This window comes from Delftia sp. Cs1-4 (assembly GCF_000214395.1).
In the GTDB taxonomy this organism is placed as follows: Bacteria; Pseudomonadota; Gammaproteobacteria; order Burkholderiales; family Burkholderiaceae_C; genus Comamonas; species Comamonas acidovorans.
Genome location: NC_015563.1, coordinates 2,771,932 through 2,791,702, shown reverse-complemented (window position 1 = coordinate 2,791,702; position 19,771 = coordinate 2,771,932). Strand labels below are relative to the sequence as shown.

Here is a 19,771-nt window from a genome sequence, read left to right as displayed (position 1 = left end):
CCCCGCATCCAGAAAGCCCCCCGAAAACCCTTGTGCCGCCACGCTTACAACATAATTTGTCTGCGGCCGGTTTGACTACATCCCATCACCTGGACCAGGAACACAGTGGACTTTCAGGAGCCATCTTGGCTTTTGAAGACCATAGGAGTTTCACATGTCCGTTTCCCAGAACACGCCAGGCAAAAGCCAGCAGCCCGTTGGCCAGCCCAGCAAGCCCCAGCCACAGCAAACTGCTCCCAAGCAGCATCAGCCGGGCTCCGCTGAAGAGCAAAAGAAGCAAGCCCATCAAGGGCAACCGAAGCAGTAATCCAGCCGCTCCGTAACGAAAAAGGGCCCTCGGGCCCTTTTTGATTTCAATGGACGCAAAGGACGGGTTTCTGCATTCGGCCGGTCTATCAATCCTTGTGTTTGATCCACGTGGCTCCAGCCGCCTCCCCGCATCCGGCGCCCACCAGGCCACCGACGGCGCCCCCCACGAATATTCCAACCGGTCCTCCCACGGCCGCGCCAAGCACAGACCCCAGTGCTGCGCCAAAAATCATGAAGCCGGCCACCATGGTTGATTTGGACTCCCGCAAGGCCTCTGCCTTGCCCATTCGAATCTGTGCTGCCGGGTCGGGGTCCTGCGAAGGAACACCGTGCCCTGGAACCGCCTGGTCGGCAAGATCAGGGTCCTGCGGCCTGCCAAGCAGTGACCTGAGTGAAATCGATGCAGTCATGGCCTTCTCCTCGAAGATGAGGAAGAGATGGATGCACCCCGCCTCGACCATGTTTTAAGCCCATGCCAGAATTTTCCATGAGGTCCGCCCCGCCGAAATTGCGTAAGCAAACAGCCTCATCAGGACGGCAGGGTGTCGAAGCCATGAATGGCAGGAGGTCAGGCGAGCAAACCGGCTACCGCGACGGTATGGCAGGCGCTGCCGGCAACCACGAACAGATGCCAGATGCCGTGCGCGTGGCGCATGCTCGCCAGACGACGGTAGAACACCGTTCCTGCCGAATAGAGCAGTCCGCCGGCGAGCAGCCAGGCCAGGGTCTGCGCACCATGGCGAAAGGCCACCGGCACCGCGCCCCCCAAGCTGAGCCAGCCAAGGCTGATGTACAGGGACAGGCGCGGCGGCGAATCGAAACCCAGTGCACGTATCGCACCCTGGAATGCGAGTCCCCATACGCCGCCAAGCAGCAGCCAAGCCCACAAGCCAGGGGGCGCCATCAAGGCAAAGGGCGTGTGGCTGCCGGCAATCAGCAGGTAAATGCAGGCGTGGTCGACGCGCTGCCAGAAACGCTTGCGCGCCCCGGTACAGCCATGAAAGAGGGCCGATGCGCCAAACAGCGCCGCCAGAGACAGGCCAAACACCACAGCGCCCACAATCTTGCGCGCATCGCCGCCGGCCACCGTTTCGCAGATGAGAACCACACTGGCCGCCAGGCCCACGGGCAGGGCTGCCAGATGACTCCAGGTATTGAACCGTTCGCCGGGCCGGCCCCAAACGCAAGGGCCGTGCGGCGAGCCTGCCTGCAAATCTTGCATGGAGCCTCCTGGCGCATGGCTGAGCAACGCCGGGCGCGGCGGCCCGGCTCGGCCACCCTACGGCCCAGACGTGACAGGGCAATGATGGCAACGGACACGCTGGAGAGCCCGTCCACCGGACACCACACGACGTGCAGCGCCAAATTGAAACATCAGACCTTGAAACCATCCTCAAACCATCCATATGGATGGCATAAGGATGTTCCATGGCCACAACCACCTCCACCCCTCGCGTGAGCGAATCCGAGAAGCTCACCATCAATCTGGGCTATGTCGACCTGGGCCAAATCGACCTGCTGGTCGCCGAAGGCTTCTACGCAAACCGCAGTGATTTCATCCGTACAGCGATACGCAATCACCTGCGCAGCCACGCGGACGCGTTGCAACAGGTCGTCGCCCGCAAGATGCTGGTCCTGGGTATGCAGCATTTCTCCCAGGCCGATCTCATGCGGGTGCAGGCTGCCGGCGAAAAGCTGCAGATCCGGGTGCTGGGCTTGGCCAGCATCGCGCAGGACGTGCCTGCGCAGCTGGCCGCAGAAACCATCGAATCCATCACGGTGCTGGGAGCGCTCCAGGCCAGCCCCGCCGTTCGTGCCGCTCTGGCCGGCCGCATTACCTGAGAACCATTCCATGAAACAGCTTTTTCACGACATGCTGGGCGAGGCTACACGCCTGACGCGCACTGGCAATTTGCTGGAAGCAACCGAGCTGATTCAGCGCACGTTGCGAGGCGAAAGCGCGCCCGCGCCCCACGGCAAGACCGCCGCAACCAGTCATAGGGAAGAAGGCTGGATCGTCGATGCCGAAGCCCGTTTCATCGACGATGCTCCCGAACTCGCCGTGCCTGCGGGCTCATCGCAGGCAGACACCTCCAGCGACGAGCAATGGCTGCGCGGCAGCTACTCGCACGGAGGCCGGCAGCTGGCCTATCGGCTGTATGTGCCGCCAGGCAGTGCACTTGAAGCGGGGCCTCGGCCGCTCGTCCTCATGCTGCACGGTTGCACCCAAGGGCCGGAAGACTTCGCCGCCGGCACGCGCATGAATGACCAGGCACGCAGGGCTGGTGTATTGGTGCTCTATCCTGAACAAACACAGCATGCGAACTCGCAAAAATGCTGGAACTGGTTCAAGGCCCAGCATCAGCAGCGGGGCCGGGGCGAGCCAGCACTGCTGGCGGGCCTCACACGCCAAGTGGTGGCTGACCATGGCGCGGACGCATCGCGTGTCTATGTCGCCGGACTATCGGCTGGAGGCGCAATGGCGGACATATTGGGACGCACCTATCCTGAGCTGTTCGCCGCCGTGGGTGTGCATTCGGGCTTGCCCGCCGGTGCTGCGTCCAATCTGCCATCAGCCCTCGAGGCGATGCGAAGAGGCGCAGCGTCAGGCCCGGCCAGCGGTCCCAGCGTGTGTCCGGTGATCGTGTTTCACGGCGATGCCGACACGACGGTGCATCACGACAACGGCGCGGCCGTGGTGAATGCTGCACGCAGCGCGCAAATTCCCCAAGGCGCACCTCGCGTCATCCAGGGCCATGCGCCGAACCGCCAGCGATTCACCCGCTCTGCCTATGTCGCGGCCGACGGAAGTACCGCCATTGAACACTGGCAACTGCATGGCGCAGGCCACGCATGGTCCGGCGGCAGCTCAGAGGGCAGCTACACCACGCCAGGAGGAATCGACGCCAGCGCCGAGATGCTGCGCTTCTTCCTTTCGCACAAGCGTGCTCACGGCTGCTGACGCGCGGCACCGGCAGCGAGCTCGCGAGGAGGCCCTGGGCGGCAGCAACCGCTGCGGAGAAGCCGGCAGCTGCAGGTTTTCGAACAATGGTCTCAGGCTGAGAGCTGACGCAGGAGCTTCAACATCGAACATCGGCGGCGATCAACAGCTGAACTGGATGGTCTCTGGCTGCAGTCTCCAAGAACCAGCATCCATGGATTTCCGCAGCCCTTGCCGGCGTCCACCTCGGCCCGGCCCCTTGGCGACAATTCACCGTGCCATCAGGCAAAATCCGGAACATCGGGAAAGCTTGGCGTCAGGTCTGCCGGGAAGCCCAACTTGAAGAATGGAACAGTATCAATGGCACTGACGAAGAAGGGCGAGTTCTGGTACGGGACAACTTCCGGCGACACCCAAGCCGAGCTGCGCAGCTACAGCATTGCGAATCTTCATGAGGCCGTCCGGTTTGCCTCGTCCAAATGCGATTGCGGGTGCCGGACTTTTGCGCTGCAGACGGATGAAGAAGCCGGCGTGGCCATCCGCACCTGCACCGACTGCGGGCAGGAACACCTTATGGGCGACAGCGCGGAATATGTTGAAGAGGCCACCCCCGAGGCACACGAGTGCGTGTGCGAGAACGAGACGTTCGAACTGATGTCCGGCGTCTCCGTGTACGAGGGCACACACGACGTGCGCTGGTACTACATCGCTTGCCACTGCGTGGAATGCAACCTGGTTGGGGTCTTCGCAGACTGGAAGTGTGAAGCGGGTGATGCGGCGGCCTTCCTCGCCAAGGTATGAGCGCGTGGGATCAAGACGCGCTGCTCAAATATCTGGTCAAGCGGGTTTGCCGGGTGCATGCAGGCGATAGCGTAAAAAACGGGTCCCCTCGATATCCAATGCGCCATCTGGCCGAAATCCCAGCTTGAGAATCCCTTTTATTCTGGTTCTTGAAGGTGGCAGCAAAATTGTGATGGAGTTCAGCCCCAAGCCAGTGAATGCACGTTTCACTATCTCTTGATAGATGGCTTTGCCACTTCCCCAGAACTTGGGGTGAAGCACCAAAGCGAGGTCGGCATCACCTTCCTCGTACTGCAAGCCGCCCCAGCCGGCAAATTGCTGATCAATTTCAAACGCCCATGGCCCATAGCCGTATTGCTGCCACTGGGCATCTTTTTGCTGAGCCCACTCATTTGCTTTCGCCAGGTCGAAATCCGCACTTCCAAGCGGCATTTGTCGCAGCACATCTGGATTGTTGTTCAGCGAAACAATGTGAGCCGGATCAACTTCAGTGAGCCGCTTAAATTTCAAATTCATGCCTGTATCTGGTTGTCTATCCATCAAATTCAAAGCGTAAAAAAACGGTGGTTGCCGACCGTGTATCTGAGCGTCAGCCAAGGGGGCAGCCGTCCACAGTAAGGGGTTGCTGCTGCTGCAAGGCAGGCCCCATGCGAGCTGCGACCTGCTTCCAGCTAGCCCTGGTATCGCAGGTGAACAAGAGGATAAGGGCGTCCCTGCGAATCCACCTGCGAACGTCCAGTTTCAACGAACCCCATCCGTTGATAGAAGCCAACCGCTTGGGAGTTCTGCATGTTGACGTCTGTGCTCAATTGCCCGTGCAGCGCCAATCCATGCTGCAACAACCTGCGGCCGATGCCGGTGCCGCGGACATCCGGATCGATGAACAGCGCCTCCATATGCTTGCCATCGATCAGCATGAAGCCATGGGGCTGGTCATGTTCATCGACAGCAACAGTCACCGGCGCATGAGGCAGAAACTCGACCACTTCGGCATCAATTGCCTTTCGATCATCGGGACTGAGAAAGTGATGGGTGGCGTCCACGGAACGCCGCCAAAGGTCAACCAGAGCGGCGCCATCTTCAGGACGTGATGTGCGGAGTGTGTACATGGCAACTTTGCAAATGATTCAGCGTTGCGTGAAGTATGACGGTACACAGCTGCGAAGTCGCCTCGGCCCCCGTTGTACACACTCAACGGCGGCGCTGTTTCGGCAGCACTTATGCATGGGCCACAACAGGAAACTTTGCGGAGCCCCTGTGTCCCGCCGGCAACTCATCTGAAACCCGTCACTGGGGCGGCTTTGCCTTGGTGACAGTTTGGCTTCACTTTCTGATCAGCGGTGCGCAACCACCGCTCAACGCTCGGCGACGCACCGCCACCAGACCCGCCGCCAGCAGCGAAAGCAGCGCCAGCGCCCAGGGCCCGAGTGCGGGGATGGCCTGCGGGGCCAGCAGCACGGGCATGCCGGGGTCGGTGATCTGGTTGGGCACGGAATCGCTGTCACCCACGCCGCCATCGGCCAGGGTGAAGGTCACGCTCAGGCCGTCGGGCGCAAACTGCGCGCCCGGCAGCGCATACCAGTGCGGCTGCGCGCAGGCAGCGCCGGTGCAGCCCAGCCCGTCGGGGCTGGGGCCGTATTTGTAATAAACGGCCCGCTGCGGCACTGGTGTGGTGAAGTGCACGGTCACCTGTGCATCTGCATTGCCAGCGACACGCCCCAGCACCAGGCCCAGCGGCGCGTGCACCGCACGCACATGGGACGGCAAGGGCGCGGGCAAGGTGGAGGCAAAGGCGGCGCTGCTGATCTCCCAGCCGTTCGCGCTGTCCACCTCCACCGCCCCCAGATTGCCGTTGCCGCCCGCACTCTGCCACGGTGCGCTGCACTGCTGCGCTGCGCCGCCATATTCACCGCTGCACTGCCATTTGTATTGGCCGCCAGCGGATAGCACGATCCCTGGCGTGCCCGTGACGCACAGATTCGCGCTGGGCTTGAAGGCCACAGCGCCGTTGGCCGCTGAGCCGCAGGTGGCATCGACCGGATCGTGGGTGAAAGTGGCGCTCACGCTGCGCGGGCTGGTCACATTGGTGAGCTGGCATGCACCCGTGCCCGTGCAATCGCCCGCCCAACTGGTGAAGTGATAGCCCGCATCGGGCGTGGCGGTGCAGCTTGCGCCCTGCCCATGGTTAACGGGGTTGGGTGCGCAGGTGACCGTGCCGTTGGTTGTGGCGGGGGTGATGCTGATGGGGTAGGTGTTCAGCGCGAAGGTGGCACTCACGCTGCGCGGGCTCGTCACGTTAGTTAGCTGGCATGCACCTGTGCCCGCGCAATCGCCTGACCAACTGGTGAAGTGGTAACCCGTATCGGGCGTGGCGGTGCAGCTTGTACCCTGCCCATGGTTAACGGGGTTGGGTGCGCAGGTGACCGTGCCGTTGGCCGGGGCGGGGACGATGCCGATGGAATAGGTGTTGAGCACAAATGAGGCGCTCACGCTGCGCGGGCTCGTCACGTTAGTTAGCTGGCATGCACCTGTGCCCGCGCAATCGCCTGACCAACTGGTGAAGTGGTAACCCGCATCAGGCGTGGCGGTGCAGCTTGCGTCCTGGCCGTGGGTGACGGGGTTGGGTGCGCAGGTGACCGTGCCGTTGACGGCGGCGGGGGTGGCGATGGAGTGGGTGTTGGGCGTGAAGGTGGCCGAGACGGTGCGCGACGCGGTCACGCTGGTGAACTGGCATGCACCTGTGCCCGTGCAATCGCCCGACCAACTGGCGAAGTGGTAGCCCGCATCGGGCGTGGCGGTGCAGCTTGCATCCTGGCCGTGGGTGACGGGGTTGGGCGTGCAGGTGACTGTGCCGTTGGCCGGGGCGGGGACGATGTCGATGGAATAGGTGTTGAGTACAAATGTGGCACCCACGCTGCGCGGGCTGGTCACGTTGTAGAGAATGCACGCGCTGGCAGTGCCCGCGCAATCGCCCGACCAATGGGTGAAGTGGTTGCCCATCGCGGGCGAGGCGACGCAGATAGTGTCTTGCCCATGGCGCACGGGGTTGGGCGTGCAGTTCACGCTGCCGCCGGTGACTGTGGGGGTGGTAATGGCGTAGGTAATGGGCGCGAAGGTGGCTCCCACGCTGTGCGCGCTGGTCACGTTGGTGAACTGGCATGCACCCGTGCCCGCGCAATCGCCCGTCCAGCCGGTGAACTGAAAGCCCGTTTGCGGCGTGGCAGTGCAGCCAGCGCTCTGGCCGTGGGGCACGGGGTTGGGCGTGCACGACATGCTCCCGCCCGTGGTGGCAGTAGTGGTGATGGCGTAGGTGATGAGCGTCGTATTGGCAGAGACGGTGGTAGCCCCGAGAACCACGGGCTGGCAAGCTCCCGTGCCGCTGCATGCGCCGCCCCAGCCGCTGAAGGGGCGGGCGACTGAGTCATGCACCGTGGCCGTGCAGGTGGCGCTGGAGCCATGGGTCACGGGGTTCGGGGTGCACTGTGCGCTGGCGATGCCCGCATCCGTGTTGACTGTCACCATGTATTGGCGCGGTGCCAGGCAAGCGGCCGTGGTGCCGCCGCTGATGCCCGCGCAATTCCAGCGGAAGGCATCGGCCGCGGCAGACTGGTTGGTGGCCGAACCGGCGCTGCACAAGAGGGTTGGCAAGGTGAGCGAAGGCGCCGTGCTGCCACACGCGCCGTTGGTGGGCGGCGGAGCGAAGGTGGCGCTGATGGTGCAATTGCCGGTAATGGTCGCAGTGGTGTAGGTGTTGCCCGCAAGCGATCCGCCGCAGCCGCTGGCCTGCACCGTATAGCCCGGTGGCGTGGTGAGCGTGAAGCTGGCCTGCTGCCCCGCCGCTACATCGCGCCCCGCCTCGATGCTGCCGCCGCCCGTGGCCTGGGAGGTAACGAGGTAGGCGCGAGGCACGGAGCATTGCGGCGAAGGGTTGCCGCCGTAGCTGCTCTGGCACACCCAGGAGAAGGAGTAGGTATCACCCATCACGCCGCTGGTCGTGCCCACGCTGCACAGCAAGGCATCTGGCGGATAGCGGCGAGGCGTGGCGCTGCTGGCACTGCCGCACACGCCATCGAGCTGCACGGAACCGGCCTCGACCGTCATGCCGATGGAGGTCTGCGGCTCGGCCACCCAGGCCGGGTTGTGGCTCGCCCCTGAATACCAGGTCAGCCCGTCGTTGGTGGCCGTGGTGATCTGGCGGCGGATCATGGTCTGACCGATGCTGCGCACCACCACCCAGGCAAAGTCGCCCGCCGCCACGATGCGGTCGCCCGTGAACACGCGCATGCCTGGCGTGGCCGCGTCGGCGGTGAAGGGGGCGCAGGCCGTCATGTCCACGAACGGCGTGGCGGCGCTGGCGTCGGTTGCGCACACTTGCAGCTCGAACTGGTCGATCTGGGTGAGATTCATCTTCACCTGCGTGATGCGCAGCGACTGGCTGCCAATCGGGATCCGGTTGGCCACCCACAGGTTGGTGTGGTAGCTGGAGTTGTGCTGGATGAGCCACGGGTCATTGGCGGCTGCCAGGTTGTCGAATACCGTGACTGCACCAGCAGACACTGAAGCCGCCGCCGTCAGCAGCAGCATGGCAATTCGAAGGGCAAGGGTTTTCATGGCGATGTGGTGGGTGGGTGGAGCTGTGTTCCACCCAGCCGCGATCGGCCATGAAAAATGCTTTCAGCACTTGTGTATCAAGCGCTGAAAGCCATGTTTATGGAAGCGTGTGGCACGGGTGGATGCGCACTGCCGGCCATCTTGCGGGCGCGCAGCCCTGGCGGCTTGACTGTGCGTTCGTGCCGCGCTTGACTGGACGTTTCGCAAGCCTCACCCCCCAAAAAAAAGGGGCGTTCCCCTCCCCTCCCGCGCTATCATCCGCCCCGGCCCCCTGTCCCGGGGCTGATGCTTCAAAACATCCGTCGTATAGCGGCACAGCCTCTCCGAAAGCGAGGCTTGGTACACCGAATCCATCAGTCAATGCAGATGCAATGGCCTGTGGTTTCGATCCGCAATGGAGCACGGAACAATGAACGCCGTTTCTCTCGCCTGCGCGCCGTCTTTTGGCGCAGCCCCTCCCTCATGCCAGCCCTTTGTGCCCGGCCAACTGCGGAGGGCCAAGGCATGAACCCCACCCAGCCCCCCGCCACAGACAGCCACAGCACCCGGCAGCTGTCCAACGCCCTCACCCAGGTGGACCATCTCGTGCAGCAAGGCTGTGCAGAGATCTCCTCCATTGCCCAGCTCGCCCTGGCATGGCTGGAGACGCCCAAGGGCCATCGCCACATGGACGTGGTGGCCCGCGCCCTGCAAAGCATCCGCGACAGCGCCGAGACGCTGGCCGACTACGCCGGCACCGAGGCCCAGGCCATGGGCTGCGGGTTCGAAGACGCGGCCGAGATGCGCCGCGCTGAAGCGGCCGAGGCGGCGGCAAAGGCCATGCCCCACCTGTTTGAACGCCGCGCCAAAGTGCCGATGCCTGCGCAGGACGGCAGCAGCTGATGCGCCAGCGCGCCGGCCGGCCGGCGTTCAACCCACGCTCAGCCCACGCTCAGCCCACACTCAGCCCACACTCAGCCGCAGGGCAAGCGCGACAAGCGTGATGGCAAGGACCGGAAGGGTCAGGACGATGCCGACGCGCAGGTAGTAGCCCCAGGCAATCGTCATGCCCTTGCGGGCCAGCACATGGAGCCAGAGCAAGGTGGCCAGGCTGCCGATGGGCGTGATCTTGGGGCCGAGGTCACAGCCGATCACATTGGCATAGACCATGGCTTCCTTCACCAGCCCCGTGGCCCCGGAGTGCTCGATGGACAGGGCGCCCACCAGCACCGTGGGCATGTTGTTCATCACGGAAGACAGGCCCGCCGACAGAAAGCCGGTGCCTATTGCGGCGCCCCACACGCCGCCGCCCGCAAACACTTCCAGCACCTTGGCCAGGGCACCGGTCAGCCCCGCGTTGCGCAGGCCATAGACCACCAGGTACATGCCCAGCGAGAACACGACGATCTGCCATGGCGCGCCCTTCAGGACCCGGCCTGCGCTGATGACCCGGCCATGGGCGGCGACGGCCAGCAAGAGCAGCGCACAGGCTGCGGCCACCGCGCTGACGGGAACGCCCAGCGGCTCCAGCCCGAAGAAGCCCAGCATCAACAGCGCCAGCACGACCCAGCCTGCGCGGAAGGTGGCCAGGTCCCGGATGGCGGCCGATGGCTGCTGCAGGCGCTCCAAGGCGTAGGTGCGGGGCAGATCCTTGCGGAAGAACAGGAACAGCACGCCCAGGCTGGCGGCCACGGCAACCAGGTTCACCGGCACCATGACCGATGCATAGTCGTTGAAGCCGATGCCGAAGAAGTCCGCCGAGACGATGTTGACCAGGTTGGACACCACCAGCGGCAGGCTGGCCGTGTCCGCGATGAACCCTGCCGCCATGACGAAGGCCAGGGTGCTTGCGGCAGAAAAGCCCAGGGCCACCAGCATGGCCATCACGATGGGCGTCAGGATGAGCGCGGCGCCATCGTTGGCAAAGACCGCAGACACCACGGCGCCCAGCAGCACGATGAAGGCAAACAGGCGCCTGCCGCTTGCGCGGCCCCAGCGGGCCACGTGCAGTGCAGCCCAAGCGAAGAACCCGGCCTCGTCCAGCAGCAGGCTGATGATGATGACCGCCACGAAGGTGGCCGTTGCGTTCCAGACGATGCCCCAGACGACGGCGACATCGGCCCAGTGCACCACCCCCAGGGCCAGTGCCACGATGGCGCCGAGCGACGCGCTCCAGCCGATGCCCAGGCCTGCGGGCTGCCAGATGACCAGGACAAGGGTGGCTGCAAAGATCAGGAGGGCCGCAAGCATGTGCTGTTTTCTTCGAGGATGTGCAGGCGGCAGCGGGGGCCGCAGCGGTTTCGGTGGCAGGTGTCGGTAGCAGGTGTCAGTGGCAGGCTTCAGTCACGGGCCAGGTCGCGGGCAGACTGCTGCAGCGCGTGACTGGCCAGGGACGATGGCGGCAGGTTGACGAGCCGCTCCAGGCGCTGTCGCATGGCCAGCAGGGTCTGGCGGAATGCGGCCTGCCGGCCTTCGTCGCTGCCTTCGGCCTGCGACGGGTCCGCGTAGCCCCAGTGCGCGGTGGCGGGCCGGCCCGGCCAATAGGGGCATGCCTCGCCAGCGGCGCTGTCGCAGACGGTGATGACCAGGTCCATAGGGGGTGCATCGTGCGCGCCGAACTCGTCCCAGCTTTTGCTGCGCAGGCCTTCGGTGCACACGCCCGCCTGCTCCAGCGCCGCAATCGCCATCGGATGGGGCTGCTGGTTGTCGCGGGGGCTGCTGCCTGCGGAGTAGGCCTTGAAGCGCCCGCCGCCGAGGTGATTCAGAAGGCCTTCCGCCAGGATGCTCCGGGCAGAGTTGTGCGTGCACAGAAACAGGACGTTCAGGGGTTTGTCGGTAGTCATGGCAGGAAGTGTTCGGGGCGGGAAACCGGGGGAGCAGCGTCAGCAGGACTTGCAGGACATGTCGGCCACCTCGCATGACGCACCTGCACAGCAGTTCTGCGTCAGGAAGCCGAGCAGGCCGTTCATGCGCTCATAGGCGGCGCGGTACACCAGGTTGCGGCTGGCCCGCTCCTGCGTCACCAGGCCCGAGCGGGTCAGCTCCTTGAGATGGAAAGACAGCGTGGTGTTGGCGGCGCCCAGGCTTTCTGCCATGACGCCCGGCGTCAGCCCCTCGGGCCCAGCCACGACGAGCGCGCGGAAGATGCGCAGGCGCAAGGGGTGGGCAAGCGCGGCCAGGGATTCGACGACTTCAGATTCATCCATGGGCAAATCATACGATATTTCAACAAATATGGAAATATAGGCCAGGCCGGCGCTGCCCGATCGTGCCAGCCCATGCCAACCCACGCCACCCCATGCGGATGGGCACCCACGGCCGACCGCCGCGCCCGGTTGCCGAAAAGCGCAGGCAACCGGGCACGGTCCGATCTCAGGCGCCCTGCGGCAGATAGCTTGGCCGGGCCGCCGTCATGCCGCGCTTGACCTGCTGGGTGAGCTCGTCGGCCAGCACTTCATCGAGCCCGGCCTCCAGTCCATCCAGCGCGCGGCTGACGATGTCCTCGGGGCTGGACTTCGGCGCGTCAAGCCCGCGCGTGAGATCGGTGTCGACATAGGCCATGTGCAGGCCCAGCACCTGTGTCTTCTGCCCTGCAAGCTCGCTGCGCAGGGCGTTGGTGAGCGACCAGGCGGCAGATTTGCTGGCCGAATAGGCGGCCAGCTCGCCGCCGTTCACCCAGGAAGCCACCGACAGCACATTGAGCAAGCCCCCGCCTCCGTTGGCCTTGAGAACCGGCGCGAAGGCCTGGCTCATGCGCAGCACGGCGAAGAAGTTGGTCTCGAAGATGCGCCTGGCGACCTCTTCGCTGTCGGGCGCCATGAAGCCGCCGGGCTGGGCGATGCCGGCGTTGTTGATCACCAGCGTGACGTCCGACGCCTGCGCGGCGGCGGCGGCCACGTCCTGCGGGCGGTTCACGTCCAGCTGCAGGGCATGCACGCCGGGCTGGGTGACGGTGGCGGGGTCGCGCGCGCCGGCGTATACCTTGCGGGCGCCACGGGCGAGCAGCTCGCGCGCGAAAGCCAGGCCGATGCCGCGATTGGCGCCGGTGACGAGAACAACAGCATTTTCAATTTTCATGGAGCACTCCAGGGGTGGGGGAAAACAGATTCAACGGATCTTGATGACGACCTTGCCCTTGGCATGGCCGGCTTCGGCATAGGCAAGGGCCTCGTTGGTGGACTCGAATGCGAAGACCTTGTCCACGACCGGGCGGATGGCGCCCGCTTCGATGAGGCGGGTGATCTCGCGCAGCTGGCCGCCGTTGGCCCGCATGAAGAGGAAGGAGTAGTCAATGCCACGGCCTCGCGCCCGGCGCCTGACACCGGAGCTGAGCAGCCGCATCACCAGCCGCACGAATGCGGGCGCCGCGATGCTTCTGCCAAATGCGGGATCGGGCGGGCCGGAGATGGAGACCAGCTTCGCGCCGCCCTTGAGCACGCGCAGGGATTTGCCAAGCGTCTTGCCGTCCTGGCTGTTGAGCACCACGTCGTAGTCGTGCAGGACGTCCTCGAAGTCCTGCGTGCGGTAGTCGATGACGACATCCGCGCCCAGGCTCCTGACCAGTTCGAAGTTGGCCGCGCTCGTGGTGGTGGCCACAGTGGCACCCAGGTGCCTGGCCAGCTGGATGGCGAACGTGCCCACGCCCCCGGAGCCGGCCTGGATGAAGACCCTTTGCCCCTTCGTCAGCTTCGCCGTCTCCACCAGGGCCTGCCAGGCCGTCAGGCCCACCAGGGGGATGGAGGCTGCCTCTTCCATCGTGAGCCCCTTGGGTTTTGGCGCCAGCGACGACTCCTTGACCGGCACGAACTCCGCGAACGTACCGATCCGGAAATCGTCCGTGCGTGCATAGACCTCGTCGCCCGGCTTGAACTGCCGCACGCGCGGGCCGGCCTTGACCACCACACCGGCCACGTCGTGGCCCAGGATCAGGGGCAGGCGATAGGGCAGGATGAGCTTGAATTGCCCGTCCTTGATCTTGGAGTCCAGCTGGTTCACGCCTGCGGCATGGACCTGGACCAGGACTTCGTCGTCACGCAGCGGCGGCTCGGGCACCTCTGCCAGTTGCAAGGCGCGGCTCGCTCCATGGCTTTCCAGAACAAATGCCTTCATGGCTTTCCTTTATATGATGGTCATCATATTTAATGGCGAAAAAAAACCAGGCACATGCACAGGGCATGCGCCATCACTGGCCGGCCGGCGCCAGGTGCTTGAGTGCTGCCTCGCGCAGGCTGTCGGACAGTGCCGGATCGTCCACTGCCCGTGCCAGCAGCAGGCTGCCGACCATGGTGGACAAGGTGACGAGCGCGCGCTCATGGGCGCCGGGCTGTCCCCAGTCCGGCGATTGGCGGGCGATGAGATCGACCATTTCCTTGATGTGGCCCGTGGCGACGCGGCGCACCTCAGGCGCTTGGCGCGAGGTCTCGGAACCCAGGGCCGCCAGGGGGCAGCCCACCTCGGCGCGCTGGACATGTTCCTTGGAAAGATAGGCGGCCAGCATGGCCTGCAGCACCATGCCGGGCGGTGCCTTGGCCACCACGTCGGCGACGGCGGCACAGGACTCGGCGCAGGCCTTGCCCGCCGCTTCGGCCAGCATGGCATCGCGCGAGGCGAAATGGGCGTAGAAAGCGCCGTGCGTCAGGCCCGCCTCCTTCATGATGTCCGCCACCCCGGTGCCGCCATAGCCGCTGCGGCGGATGGCACGCGCCGCCACGGAGACGATGCGCTCATGCGTGGCCTCCTTGGCGGAGGCCCGGGCGCTGGAATTTGTGTTTCGCATGATGATCATCATACATTGTTTGCGCCATGCACGCGCCGCAGATGAGACATCCGCCCGCAGCCATTGCATGGACAATCCCGGCATGTCTGCTGCTGCTTCACACAACAATCCATCCCGCCCCGTGCTCATTGCCGGCGGCGGCATCGGTGGCATGGCCACTGCCCTCACGCTGCACCAGATCGGCGTGCCCTGCATCGTGTTCGAGTCGGTGGCGCAGTTGCAACCGCTGGGCGTGGGCATCAACCTGCAGCCGAACGCGGTGCGGGAGCTGCATGACCTGGGCTTCGGCAACGATGTGCTGGACACCATCGGCCTGCAGGCGCGGGAATGGGCGCTGGTGGGCCGCAACGGCAACGAGGTGTATGCCGAGCCGCGCGGGCTGCAGGCGGGCTACCACTGGCCGCAGTACGCGGTGCACCGCGGGCAGTTGCAGATGATGCTGTTCAACGCCGTGCGGGAGCGCCTGGGCGACGACGCCGTGCAGCTGGGCCGGCGCGTGGTGGGCTACCGGCAGGATGCCGAGGGCGTGACCGCCCTGATCGACACCCGCGATGGCCAGCGGCTGGAGGTGCAGGGCTCGCTGCTGGTGGCGGCCGATGGCCTGCACTCGGCCGTGCGCGCGCAGATGCACCCCGCGCAGCCGCCCATACAGTGGGGCGGCGCCATCATGTGGCGCGGCACCACGCCGGGCGTGCCGGTGCGCACCGGCGCGTCCTTCGTGGGCGTGGGCTCGCTGCGCCATCGCGTGGTGCTGTACCCCATCACGCCGCCGGACCCCGTCACGGGCCTGGCCACCATCAACTGGATCGCCGAGATCACGGTGGACAACGACGGCGGCTGGCAGCAAGGCGACTGGAACCGGCGCGTGGCGCTGGAGGAATTCATCCACCACTTCGACGGCTGGGACTACGGCTGGCTGGACGTGCCGGCCATGCTGCGCGGCGCCACGGATGTCTTTGAGTACCCCATGATCGACCGCGACCCCGTGCCCACCTGGGTGGACGGCCGCGTGGCCTTGCTGGGCGATGCGGCGCATGTGATGTACCCAGTGGGCTCCAACGGCGCCAGCCAGGCCATCGTGGACGCGCGCGTGCTGGGCGCGCAGCTGCTGGACCACGGCGTGGGCCCGCAGGCGCTGCTCGCTTATGACGACAGGCTGTGCAAGGACATCTCGGCCCTGGTGCTGCGCAACCGCGGGGCCGGCCCCTTCGGCCTGCTGGGGCTGGTGGACGAGCGCTGCGGCGGCGTCTTCGACCATATCGACGAGGTGCTGCCGCGCGAGGAGCGCGAGGGCTTCATGGCCCGCTACAAGGCAGCAGCCGGCTATGCGATCGAGACGCTCAATGCCGCAGCCCCCACCATCGCGCCCGGTCGGCGCATGGCCGGCACGTGACCGGCGCATGACCGGCGCGTGACCAGGGACTGAGCCCTTGTGCGGCAGCAAGGGCCGCGAGTCGCCATAATCGGCCCTTGCCCCTGGCAGCCATCCCCAGATTTACATCACAGACCAAGCAGGAAGACCACATGCCCATCAAATCCATTCTGAAATCCACCGTGGTGACGCTGGCGATCGTGGGCAGTGGATCGCTTTTTGCGCAGGGCGCGCCCCTGAACACAGCGGCGTTTGACGCCCTGGTGGCGCAAGGCCCCGTCGCCGACGCCGCGACCATTGCATCGAGCACCTGGGCCAGCAAGATCAAGCAGACCGGCACGCTGCGCCTGGGCAGCACCCAGACTTCGAATCTGTTCTCCCTGCTCAACGAGAAGGACGGCAAGATCCGCGGCTTCGACGCAGGCCTGGCCCAGCTGCTCACGCGCTACATCCTGGGCGATGCGTCCAAGTACCAGTTCGCACAGGTGACCTCGTCCACGCGCGAGCAGGTGCTCATCAACAACCAGGCGGACATGGTGATCGCCACCTACTCCATCACCCCCGCACGCGCCGAGAAGATCTCGTTTGCCGGCCCCTACTACACCTCGCAGGCCGGGGTGCTGGTCAAGGCAAGCAACAAGACCGTGCAGTCCTACAGCGACCTGGCAGGCAAGAAGGTGGCCACGCAGGCCGGCTCCACGGGCCCCGCCATCCTGGCGCAGCACGCGCCCAAGGCGGTCGTGCAGGAGTTCCAGACCCACCAGGAGGCGCTGGACTCCCTGCGCCAGGGCCGTGTGGACGCCTATGTGACCGACTACACCCTGCTGCTCAACACCCTGAGCCTGGGCACTGGCGACGCGCGGCTGGCAGGCGCGCCCTTTGGCGCCCAGGACTCCTACGGCATCGGCCTGCCCAAGGGCTCGGACGGCGTGGCCTTCATCAACGCCTTCCTGAAGAAAATCGAAGCCGATGGCACCTGGGCCAAGCTGTGGACCGTCTCCATCGGACAGCGCACCGGCAGCACGGCCGTTCCCACGCCGCCCGCCCTGCCCTGAACGATGGGTGACATCTCCCGGCTCCTCGCCGACCACGGGCCTGCCTTCTGGCAGGCCCTCTTGCTGACCTGGAAGCTCACCGCCTTCTCGTTCCTGCCCGGCTTCCTGCTGGGCGTGGTCGTGACGGTGCTCAGGCTGCTTCCCCTGCCGCCGCTGCGCTTCGTGCTGACGGGCTACGTCGAGATCTTCCGCAACATTCCCAGCGTGGCGCTGCTGATCTTCATCGTGTTCGCGCTGCCCGATCTCAATGTCGTGATCGACTATGAGCCCAGCGTGGTCCTGGCCCTGACCCTGGTTTGCTCCGCGTTCACGGCGGACTATCTGCGCGCGGGCATCAACACCATTGCCGGCAGCCAGATCGAGGCCGCGCTCAGCCTGGGCATGCGGCCCATGCAGATCATCTCGGCCGTGGTGCTGCCGCAGGCGCTGCGCTCGGTGGTGCAGCCGATGACGTCGCTGCTCATTGCGCTGATGCTGTCCACCTCGCTGGCGTCCCAGGTGCCGCTTGCGGGCCGGGAGCTCACGGCGCTCGTGTCCAAGATCGCCAACGACTCCGCCGCCGGCATGGCCGCGTTCGCGGTGGCCGCCGCCCTGTACGTGGCCACCGGATTGCTCATTGCCTGGGTGGGCGCCATCCTGGAAAAGAAGCTGCGGATACTGCGATGAGCCGTTCTCTGGAAGACATTCTGTTTGGCGCGCCCAGCCCGCAGGCCAGGAAGATCACGCAGGTGGTCAGCCTGATCGCCGCGGCCGGGCTGATTGCGCTGGCTGCGGGCGTCGTGTGGCGTTTTCATTCCGCAGGCCAGCTCGAGGCCCGGTTCTGGGAATTCTTCGCCTGGCCCACCACCTGGGCCTTTCTGGCCAAGGGTCTGCTCGGCACGCTGGCATCCTCGGCCATGGCCGCCGTGATTGCGCTGAGCCTTGGGCTGGTGCTGCTGGCGGGGCGCCTGGCGCGGCCCCGCATCGTGCGCTGGCCCAGCATCGCCGTCATCGAATTCCTGCGCGGCACGCCCACGCTGCTGCTGATCTATGTGTGCTTTCTGGTGCTTCCCGCAGCCGGCATCAAGCTCGGCACCTACTGGATGCTGACCCTGCCCATAGGCCTGAGCACCGCCGCCGTGGTGGCCGAGGTGTACCGCGCAGGCGTGCTGGCCGTCCCTCGCGGCCAGACCGATGCCGCGCGAAGCCTGGGGCTGACCGAGGTCCAGGTCTTCCGGTTCGTCGTCTTCCCGCAGGCCCTGCGCTACATCGTCCCGGCCCTGGTCGCGCAGCTGGTCATCGTGGTCAAGGACACCACCTTCGGCTACATCGTCACCTATGGCGAACTCATGCAGAACGCCAAGGTGCTCATCGCCAACTACCACGCGCTGGTGCCCGTGTACCTGGTGGTGGCGGTGCTGTACTGCCTGGTGAACTACGCGATATCGAGGGCGAGCAGGCGGCTGAGCCGGCCGGTGCACTGAGCCTCGTCACGAACGGCTTGTCGCGAGAGCACGGCTTGCAACTGCCATTGCCATGGCCAGGGCAACGACGATCAGAACGGCCGAGACTGCGAACGTGATCTGCATCGCGTTGGCAACGGCCTCGGGATGCGCCGTTGCGATGTCGGGCGACTTTGAAGCGAGCGCGAAAACGGTCCCCATCATGGATGCCCCGGTGATGAGCCCGAGGTTGCGCGACAGGCTGAGCATGCCCGAGATGACGCCGCGCTGGTCTGGATGGACATTCGCCATGACGGCGGTGTTGTTGGCCGCCTGGAAGAGTTGATATCCAGGGGTCAGGACGACGATGGCCGCAACGTATCCCGCCACGCCGAACATCGCCGCAAGCACGGACAGTGCAAATGCCCCCGCCCCCATGGCGATGAGCCCGACAATGGCCATGGATGGCGCACCCCAACGATCGACGGCACGGCCAGAGGGGACTCCGCTCAATATGGCGATCAACGGGCCCACCGCCATCACGATGCCAACAAGGGCTTCGTTGAGCCCGAGCGCGCGGGCGAGGTAGAACGGCCCCACCACCAGCGTCGACATCATCACCGTCGAGACGAGCGCATTCATGGCAAGGCTTGCGCTGAAGCCTGGATCACGGAACATCGCCAATCGAATCAAGGGCGATGCGGCTTTCGCCTCGGCAAGCACGAAGAGCACGGCCCCCAAGGCAGTGGTCAACACAAGAGCCCCGTTGAGCGGACCGAAACTTCCGCGCCCCAGCGTCATGGCCAGTGCGTACGCCACAAGCGTCACAGCCAGCAGCAAGGTGCCCAGATTGTCGAAGCGGGCCCGCCCCGTCTTCTCCCCCCGGCAATCGGCGGGCAGGTAATGGTGCGCGAGAACCCATGCCACGATACCCAGCGGTACGTTGACGAGAAAGATCGCCTGCCAACCGAGTCCGGCGATCAGAACGCCGCCCAGCGATGGACCGAGAGCGGTGCCCATTGCGGACATCGTTCCGAGCAGTCCCATGGCGCTGCCGGTCCTTTCCTTCGGCACCGTCCCGGCGACAAACGCCATGGTGAGGGCCATCATGATGGCCGCGCCAAGACCCTGCACCGCCCGGGCGGCAATCAGCAGCCGGAGCGTGGGCGCCAGGCCGCAAAGGACCGAGGCCAGCGTGAACAGGAAGATGCCGACCAGCAGCAGCCGTCGGCGGCCCATGACGTCGCCGAGCCGTCCGACGCTGACGATCAGGGCGGTGATGGCCAGCAGATAGGCAAGGACGACCCACTGGACCTGCTGGAAAGAGGCGCCGAACGCCTGAGCCAAGGTCGGCAACCCCACATTGGCGATGCTGGTGCCCAGCGATGACAGCAACATCGATAGCGAAAGGCTGGCAAGCACCCACCGAATCGACGGCGTCTGCTCTGCACGGTCAGCGGCTATCCCATCTCTTGCTGTCGTGGCTGATTCTGGTGTGATTTTCAT

21 protein-coding genes are annotated in these 19,771 nt (G+C 65.3%); 9 read left to right on the top strand and 12 right to left on the bottom strand.

The features are described from left to right. Positions 1-154: 154 nt before the first annotated feature. A complete protein-coding gene (locus DELCS14_RS30460) occupies positions 155-307 on the top strand; it encodes a hypothetical protein (protein WP_013801894.1) in 153 nt (50 codons plus the stop codon). Between the two features lie 88 nt (positions 308-395). Here the strand turns inward: DELCS14_RS30460 and DELCS14_RS12280 are convergent, their stop codons facing one another. Both DELCS14_RS12280 and DELCS14_RS12275 read right to left on the bottom strand, forming a co-directional pair. Continuing rightward, entirely contained in the window at positions 396-719 is a 324-nt protein-coding gene (locus DELCS14_RS12280; protein WP_083829121.1) for a hypothetical protein, read from the bottom strand. 158 nt (positions 720-877) lie between these two features. Beyond that, entirely contained in the window at positions 878-1,531 is a 654-nt protein-coding gene (locus DELCS14_RS12275; RefSeq protein WP_013801893.1) for a hemolysin III family protein, read from the bottom strand. Positions 1,532-1,737: 206 nt separating this feature from the next. Between DELCS14_RS12275 and DELCS14_RS12270 the strand changes: the two genes are divergently transcribed. From DELCS14_RS12270 to DELCS14_RS12260, 3 genes are all read left to right on the top strand, one after another. After that, positions 1,738-2,151 carry a CopG family transcriptional regulator gene (locus DELCS14_RS12270; protein ID WP_013801892.1) on the top strand — a complete coding sequence of 138 codons (414 nt, stop codon included), beginning with the start codon at positions 1,738-1,740 and terminating at the stop codon, positions 2,149-2,151. 10 nt (positions 2,152-2,161) lie between these two features. Next, positions 2,162-3,271 carry a PHB depolymerase family esterase gene (locus DELCS14_RS12265; protein ID WP_013801891.1) on the top strand — a complete coding sequence of 370 codons (1,110 nt, stop codon included), beginning with the start codon at positions 2,162-2,164 and terminating at the stop codon, positions 3,269-3,271. A gap of 339 nt (positions 3,272-3,610) precedes the next feature. Further along, on the top strand, positions 3,611-4,051 hold the full coding sequence (locus DELCS14_RS12260; RefSeq protein WP_013801890.1) for a hypothetical protein: 441 nt from the start codon (positions 3,611-3,613) through the stop codon (positions 4,049-4,051). 36 nt (positions 4,052-4,087) lie between these two features. On the opposite strand, the gene DELCS14_RS29860 is transcribed toward DELCS14_RS12260, so the two are convergent. The 3 genes from DELCS14_RS29860 to DELCS14_RS12250 form a co-directional block, all read right to left on the bottom strand. Continuing rightward, positions 4,088-4,567 (bottom strand): GNAT family N-acetyltransferase, encoded by a 480-nt coding sequence (locus DELCS14_RS29860; protein WP_083829079.1) that lies wholly within the window; start codon positions 4,565-4,567, stop codon positions 4,088-4,090. A gap of 155 nt (positions 4,568-4,722) precedes the next feature. Further along, complete coding sequence (locus tag DELCS14_RS29855) at positions 4,723-5,160, bottom strand: acetyltransferase (protein ID WP_013801888.1); 438 nt, start codon at positions 5,158-5,160, stop codon at positions 4,723-4,725. 214 nt (positions 5,161-5,374) lie between these two features. Beyond that, positions 5,375-8,662 (bottom strand): IPTL-CTERM sorting domain-containing protein, encoded by a 3,288-nt coding sequence (locus DELCS14_RS12250; protein WP_228676880.1) that lies wholly within the window; start codon positions 8,660-8,662, stop codon positions 5,375-5,377. 504 nt (positions 8,663-9,166) lie between these two features. Between DELCS14_RS12250 and DELCS14_RS12245 the strand changes: the two genes are divergently transcribed. Then, on the top strand, positions 9,167-9,544 hold the full coding sequence (locus tag DELCS14_RS12245) for a hypothetical protein (protein WP_013801886.1): 378 nt from the start codon (positions 9,167-9,169) through the stop codon (positions 9,542-9,544). A 60-nt stretch (positions 9,545-9,604) separates the two neighbouring features. Here DELCS14_RS12245 and DELCS14_RS12240 read toward each other — a convergent pair whose 3' ends face one another. From DELCS14_RS12240 to DELCS14_RS12215, 6 genes are all read right to left on the bottom strand, one after another. Then, complete coding sequence (locus DELCS14_RS12240; RefSeq protein ID WP_013801885.1) at positions 9,605-10,891, bottom strand: arsenic transporter; 1,287 nt, start codon at positions 10,889-10,891, stop codon at positions 9,605-9,607. A gap of 89 nt (positions 10,892-10,980) precedes the next feature. Then, a complete protein-coding gene (locus DELCS14_RS12235; protein WP_013801884.1) occupies positions 10,981-11,484 on the bottom strand; it encodes an arsenate reductase ArsC in 504 nt (167 codons plus the stop codon). Between the two features lie 39 nt (positions 11,485-11,523). Further along, complete coding sequence (locus tag DELCS14_RS12230) at positions 11,524-11,847, bottom strand: metalloregulator ArsR/SmtB family transcription factor (RefSeq protein WP_013801883.1); 324 nt, start codon at positions 11,845-11,847, stop codon at positions 11,524-11,526. Between the two features lie 166 nt (positions 11,848-12,013). Next, positions 12,014-12,718 (bottom strand): SDR family oxidoreductase, encoded by a 705-nt coding sequence (locus DELCS14_RS12225; RefSeq protein WP_013801882.1) that lies wholly within the window; start codon positions 12,716-12,718, stop codon positions 12,014-12,016. A 30-nt stretch (positions 12,719-12,748) separates the two neighbouring features. After that, entirely contained in the window at positions 12,749-13,750 is a 1,002-nt protein-coding gene (locus DELCS14_RS12220; protein WP_013801881.1) for an NADP-dependent oxidoreductase, read from the bottom strand. Positions 13,751-13,823: 73 nt separating this feature from the next. Then, positions 13,824-14,429 carry a TetR/AcrR family transcriptional regulator gene (locus tag DELCS14_RS12215; protein WP_013801880.1) on the bottom strand — a complete coding sequence of 202 codons (606 nt, stop codon included), beginning with the start codon at positions 14,427-14,429 and terminating at the stop codon, positions 13,824-13,826. A 70-nt stretch (positions 14,430-14,499) separates the two neighbouring features. On the opposite strand from DELCS14_RS12215, the gene DELCS14_RS12210 reads away from it, so the two are divergent. The 4 genes from DELCS14_RS12210 (at position 14,500) to DELCS14_RS12195 (ending at position 18,307) form a co-directional block, all read left to right on the top strand. After that, positions 14,500-15,810: a flavin-dependent oxidoreductase gene (locus DELCS14_RS12210; protein ID WP_013801879.1), complete on the top strand. Its 1,311-nt coding sequence runs from the start codon at positions 14,500-14,502 to the stop codon at positions 15,808-15,810. Positions 15,811-15,941: 131 nt separating this feature from the next. Beyond that, a complete protein-coding gene (locus DELCS14_RS12205; protein ID WP_013801878.1) occupies positions 15,942-16,844 on the top strand; it encodes a glutamate ABC transporter substrate-binding protein in 903 nt (300 codons plus the stop codon). Between the two features lie 3 nt (positions 16,845-16,847). After that, positions 16,848-17,510: an ABC transporter permease subunit gene (locus DELCS14_RS12200; RefSeq protein ID WP_013801877.1), complete on the top strand. Its 663-nt coding sequence runs from the start codon at positions 16,848-16,850 to the stop codon at positions 17,508-17,510. Next, positions 17,507-18,307, top strand: coding sequence for an amino acid ABC transporter permease (locus tag DELCS14_RS12195; RefSeq protein WP_013801876.1), 801 nt, complete (start codon positions 17,507-17,509; stop codon positions 18,305-18,307). The genes DELCS14_RS12200 and DELCS14_RS12195 overlap by 4 nt, the downstream gene beginning before the upstream one ends. A 6-nt stretch (positions 18,308-18,313) precedes the next feature. On the opposite strand, the gene DELCS14_RS12190 is transcribed toward DELCS14_RS12195, so the two are convergent. Then, positions 18,314-19,771 carry an MFS transporter gene (locus DELCS14_RS12190; RefSeq protein ID WP_013801875.1) on the bottom strand — a complete coding sequence of 486 codons (1,458 nt, stop codon included), beginning with the start codon at positions 19,769-19,771 and terminating at the stop codon, positions 18,314-18,316.

What these genes read in the sequence shown, in the direction of transcription:
- DELCS14_RS30460 (WP_013801894.1), top strand. Translation starts at nt 155, where the DNA reads ATGTCCGTTTCCCAGAACACGCCAGGCAAAAGCCAGCAGCCCGTTGGC.
- DELCS14_RS12280 (WP_083829121.1), bottom strand. Translation starts at nt 719, where the DNA reads ATGACTGCATCGATTTCACTCAGGTCACTGCTTGGCAGGCCGCAGGAC.
- DELCS14_RS12275 (WP_013801893.1), bottom strand. Translation starts at nt 1,531, where the DNA reads ATGCAAGATTTGCAGGCAGGCTCGCCGCACGGCCCTTGCGTTTGGGGC.
- DELCS14_RS12270 (WP_013801892.1), top strand. Translation starts at nt 1,738, where the DNA reads ATGGCCACAACCACCTCCACCCCTCGCGTGAGCGAATCCGAGAAGCTC.
- DELCS14_RS12265 (WP_013801891.1), top strand. Translation starts at nt 2,162, where the DNA reads ATGAAACAGCTTTTTCACGACATGCTGGGCGAGGCTACACGCCTGACG.
- DELCS14_RS12260 (WP_013801890.1), top strand. Translation starts at nt 3,611, where the DNA reads ATGGCACTGACGAAGAAGGGCGAGTTCTGGTACGGGACAACTTCCGGC.
- DELCS14_RS29860 (WP_083829079.1), bottom strand. Translation starts at nt 4,567, where the DNA reads ATGAATTTGAAATTTAAGCGGCTCACTGAAGTTGATCCGGCTCACATT.
- DELCS14_RS29855 (WP_013801888.1), bottom strand. Translation starts at nt 5,160, where the DNA reads ATGTACACACTCCGCACATCACGTCCTGAAGATGGCGCCGCTCTGGTT.
- DELCS14_RS12250 (WP_228676880.1), bottom strand. Translation starts at nt 8,662, where the DNA reads ATGAAAACCCTTGCCCTTCGAATTGCCATGCTGCTGCTGACGGCGGCG.
- DELCS14_RS12245 (WP_013801886.1), top strand. Translation starts at nt 9,167, where the DNA reads ATGAACCCCACCCAGCCCCCCGCCACAGACAGCCACAGCACCCGGCAG.
- DELCS14_RS12240 (WP_013801885.1), bottom strand. Translation starts at nt 10,891, where the DNA reads ATGCTTGCGGCCCTCCTGATCTTTGCAGCCACCCTTGTCCTGGTCATC.
- DELCS14_RS12235 (WP_013801884.1), bottom strand. Translation starts at nt 11,484, where the DNA reads ATGACTACCGACAAACCCCTGAACGTCCTGTTTCTGTGCACGCACAAC.
- DELCS14_RS12230 (WP_013801883.1), bottom strand. Translation starts at nt 11,847, where the DNA reads ATGGATGAATCTGAAGTCGTCGAATCCCTGGCCGCGCTTGCCCACCCC.
- DELCS14_RS12225 (WP_013801882.1), bottom strand. Translation starts at nt 12,718, where the DNA reads ATGAAAATTGAAAATGCTGTTGTTCTCGTCACCGGCGCCAATCGCGGC.
- DELCS14_RS12220 (WP_013801881.1), bottom strand. Translation starts at nt 13,750, where the DNA reads ATGAAGGCATTTGTTCTGGAAAGCCATGGAGCGAGCCGCGCCTTGCAA.
- DELCS14_RS12215 (WP_013801880.1), bottom strand. Translation starts at nt 14,429, where the DNA reads ATGATGATCATCATGCGAAACACAAATTCCAGCGCCCGGGCCTCCGCC.
- DELCS14_RS12210 (WP_013801879.1), top strand. Translation starts at nt 14,500, where the DNA reads ATGTCTGCTGCTGCTTCACACAACAATCCATCCCGCCCCGTGCTCATT.
- DELCS14_RS12205 (WP_013801878.1), top strand. Translation starts at nt 15,942, where the DNA reads ATGCCCATCAAATCCATTCTGAAATCCACCGTGGTGACGCTGGCGATC.
- DELCS14_RS12200 (WP_013801877.1), top strand. Translation starts at nt 16,848, where the DNA reads ATGGGTGACATCTCCCGGCTCCTCGCCGACCACGGGCCTGCCTTCTGG.
- DELCS14_RS12195 (WP_013801876.1), top strand. Translation starts at nt 17,507, where the DNA reads ATGAGCCGTTCTCTGGAAGACATTCTGTTTGGCGCGCCCAGCCCGCAG.
- DELCS14_RS12190 (WP_013801875.1), bottom strand. Translation starts at nt 19,771, where the DNA reads ATGAAAATCACACCAGAATCAGCCACGACAGCAAGAGATGGGATAGCC.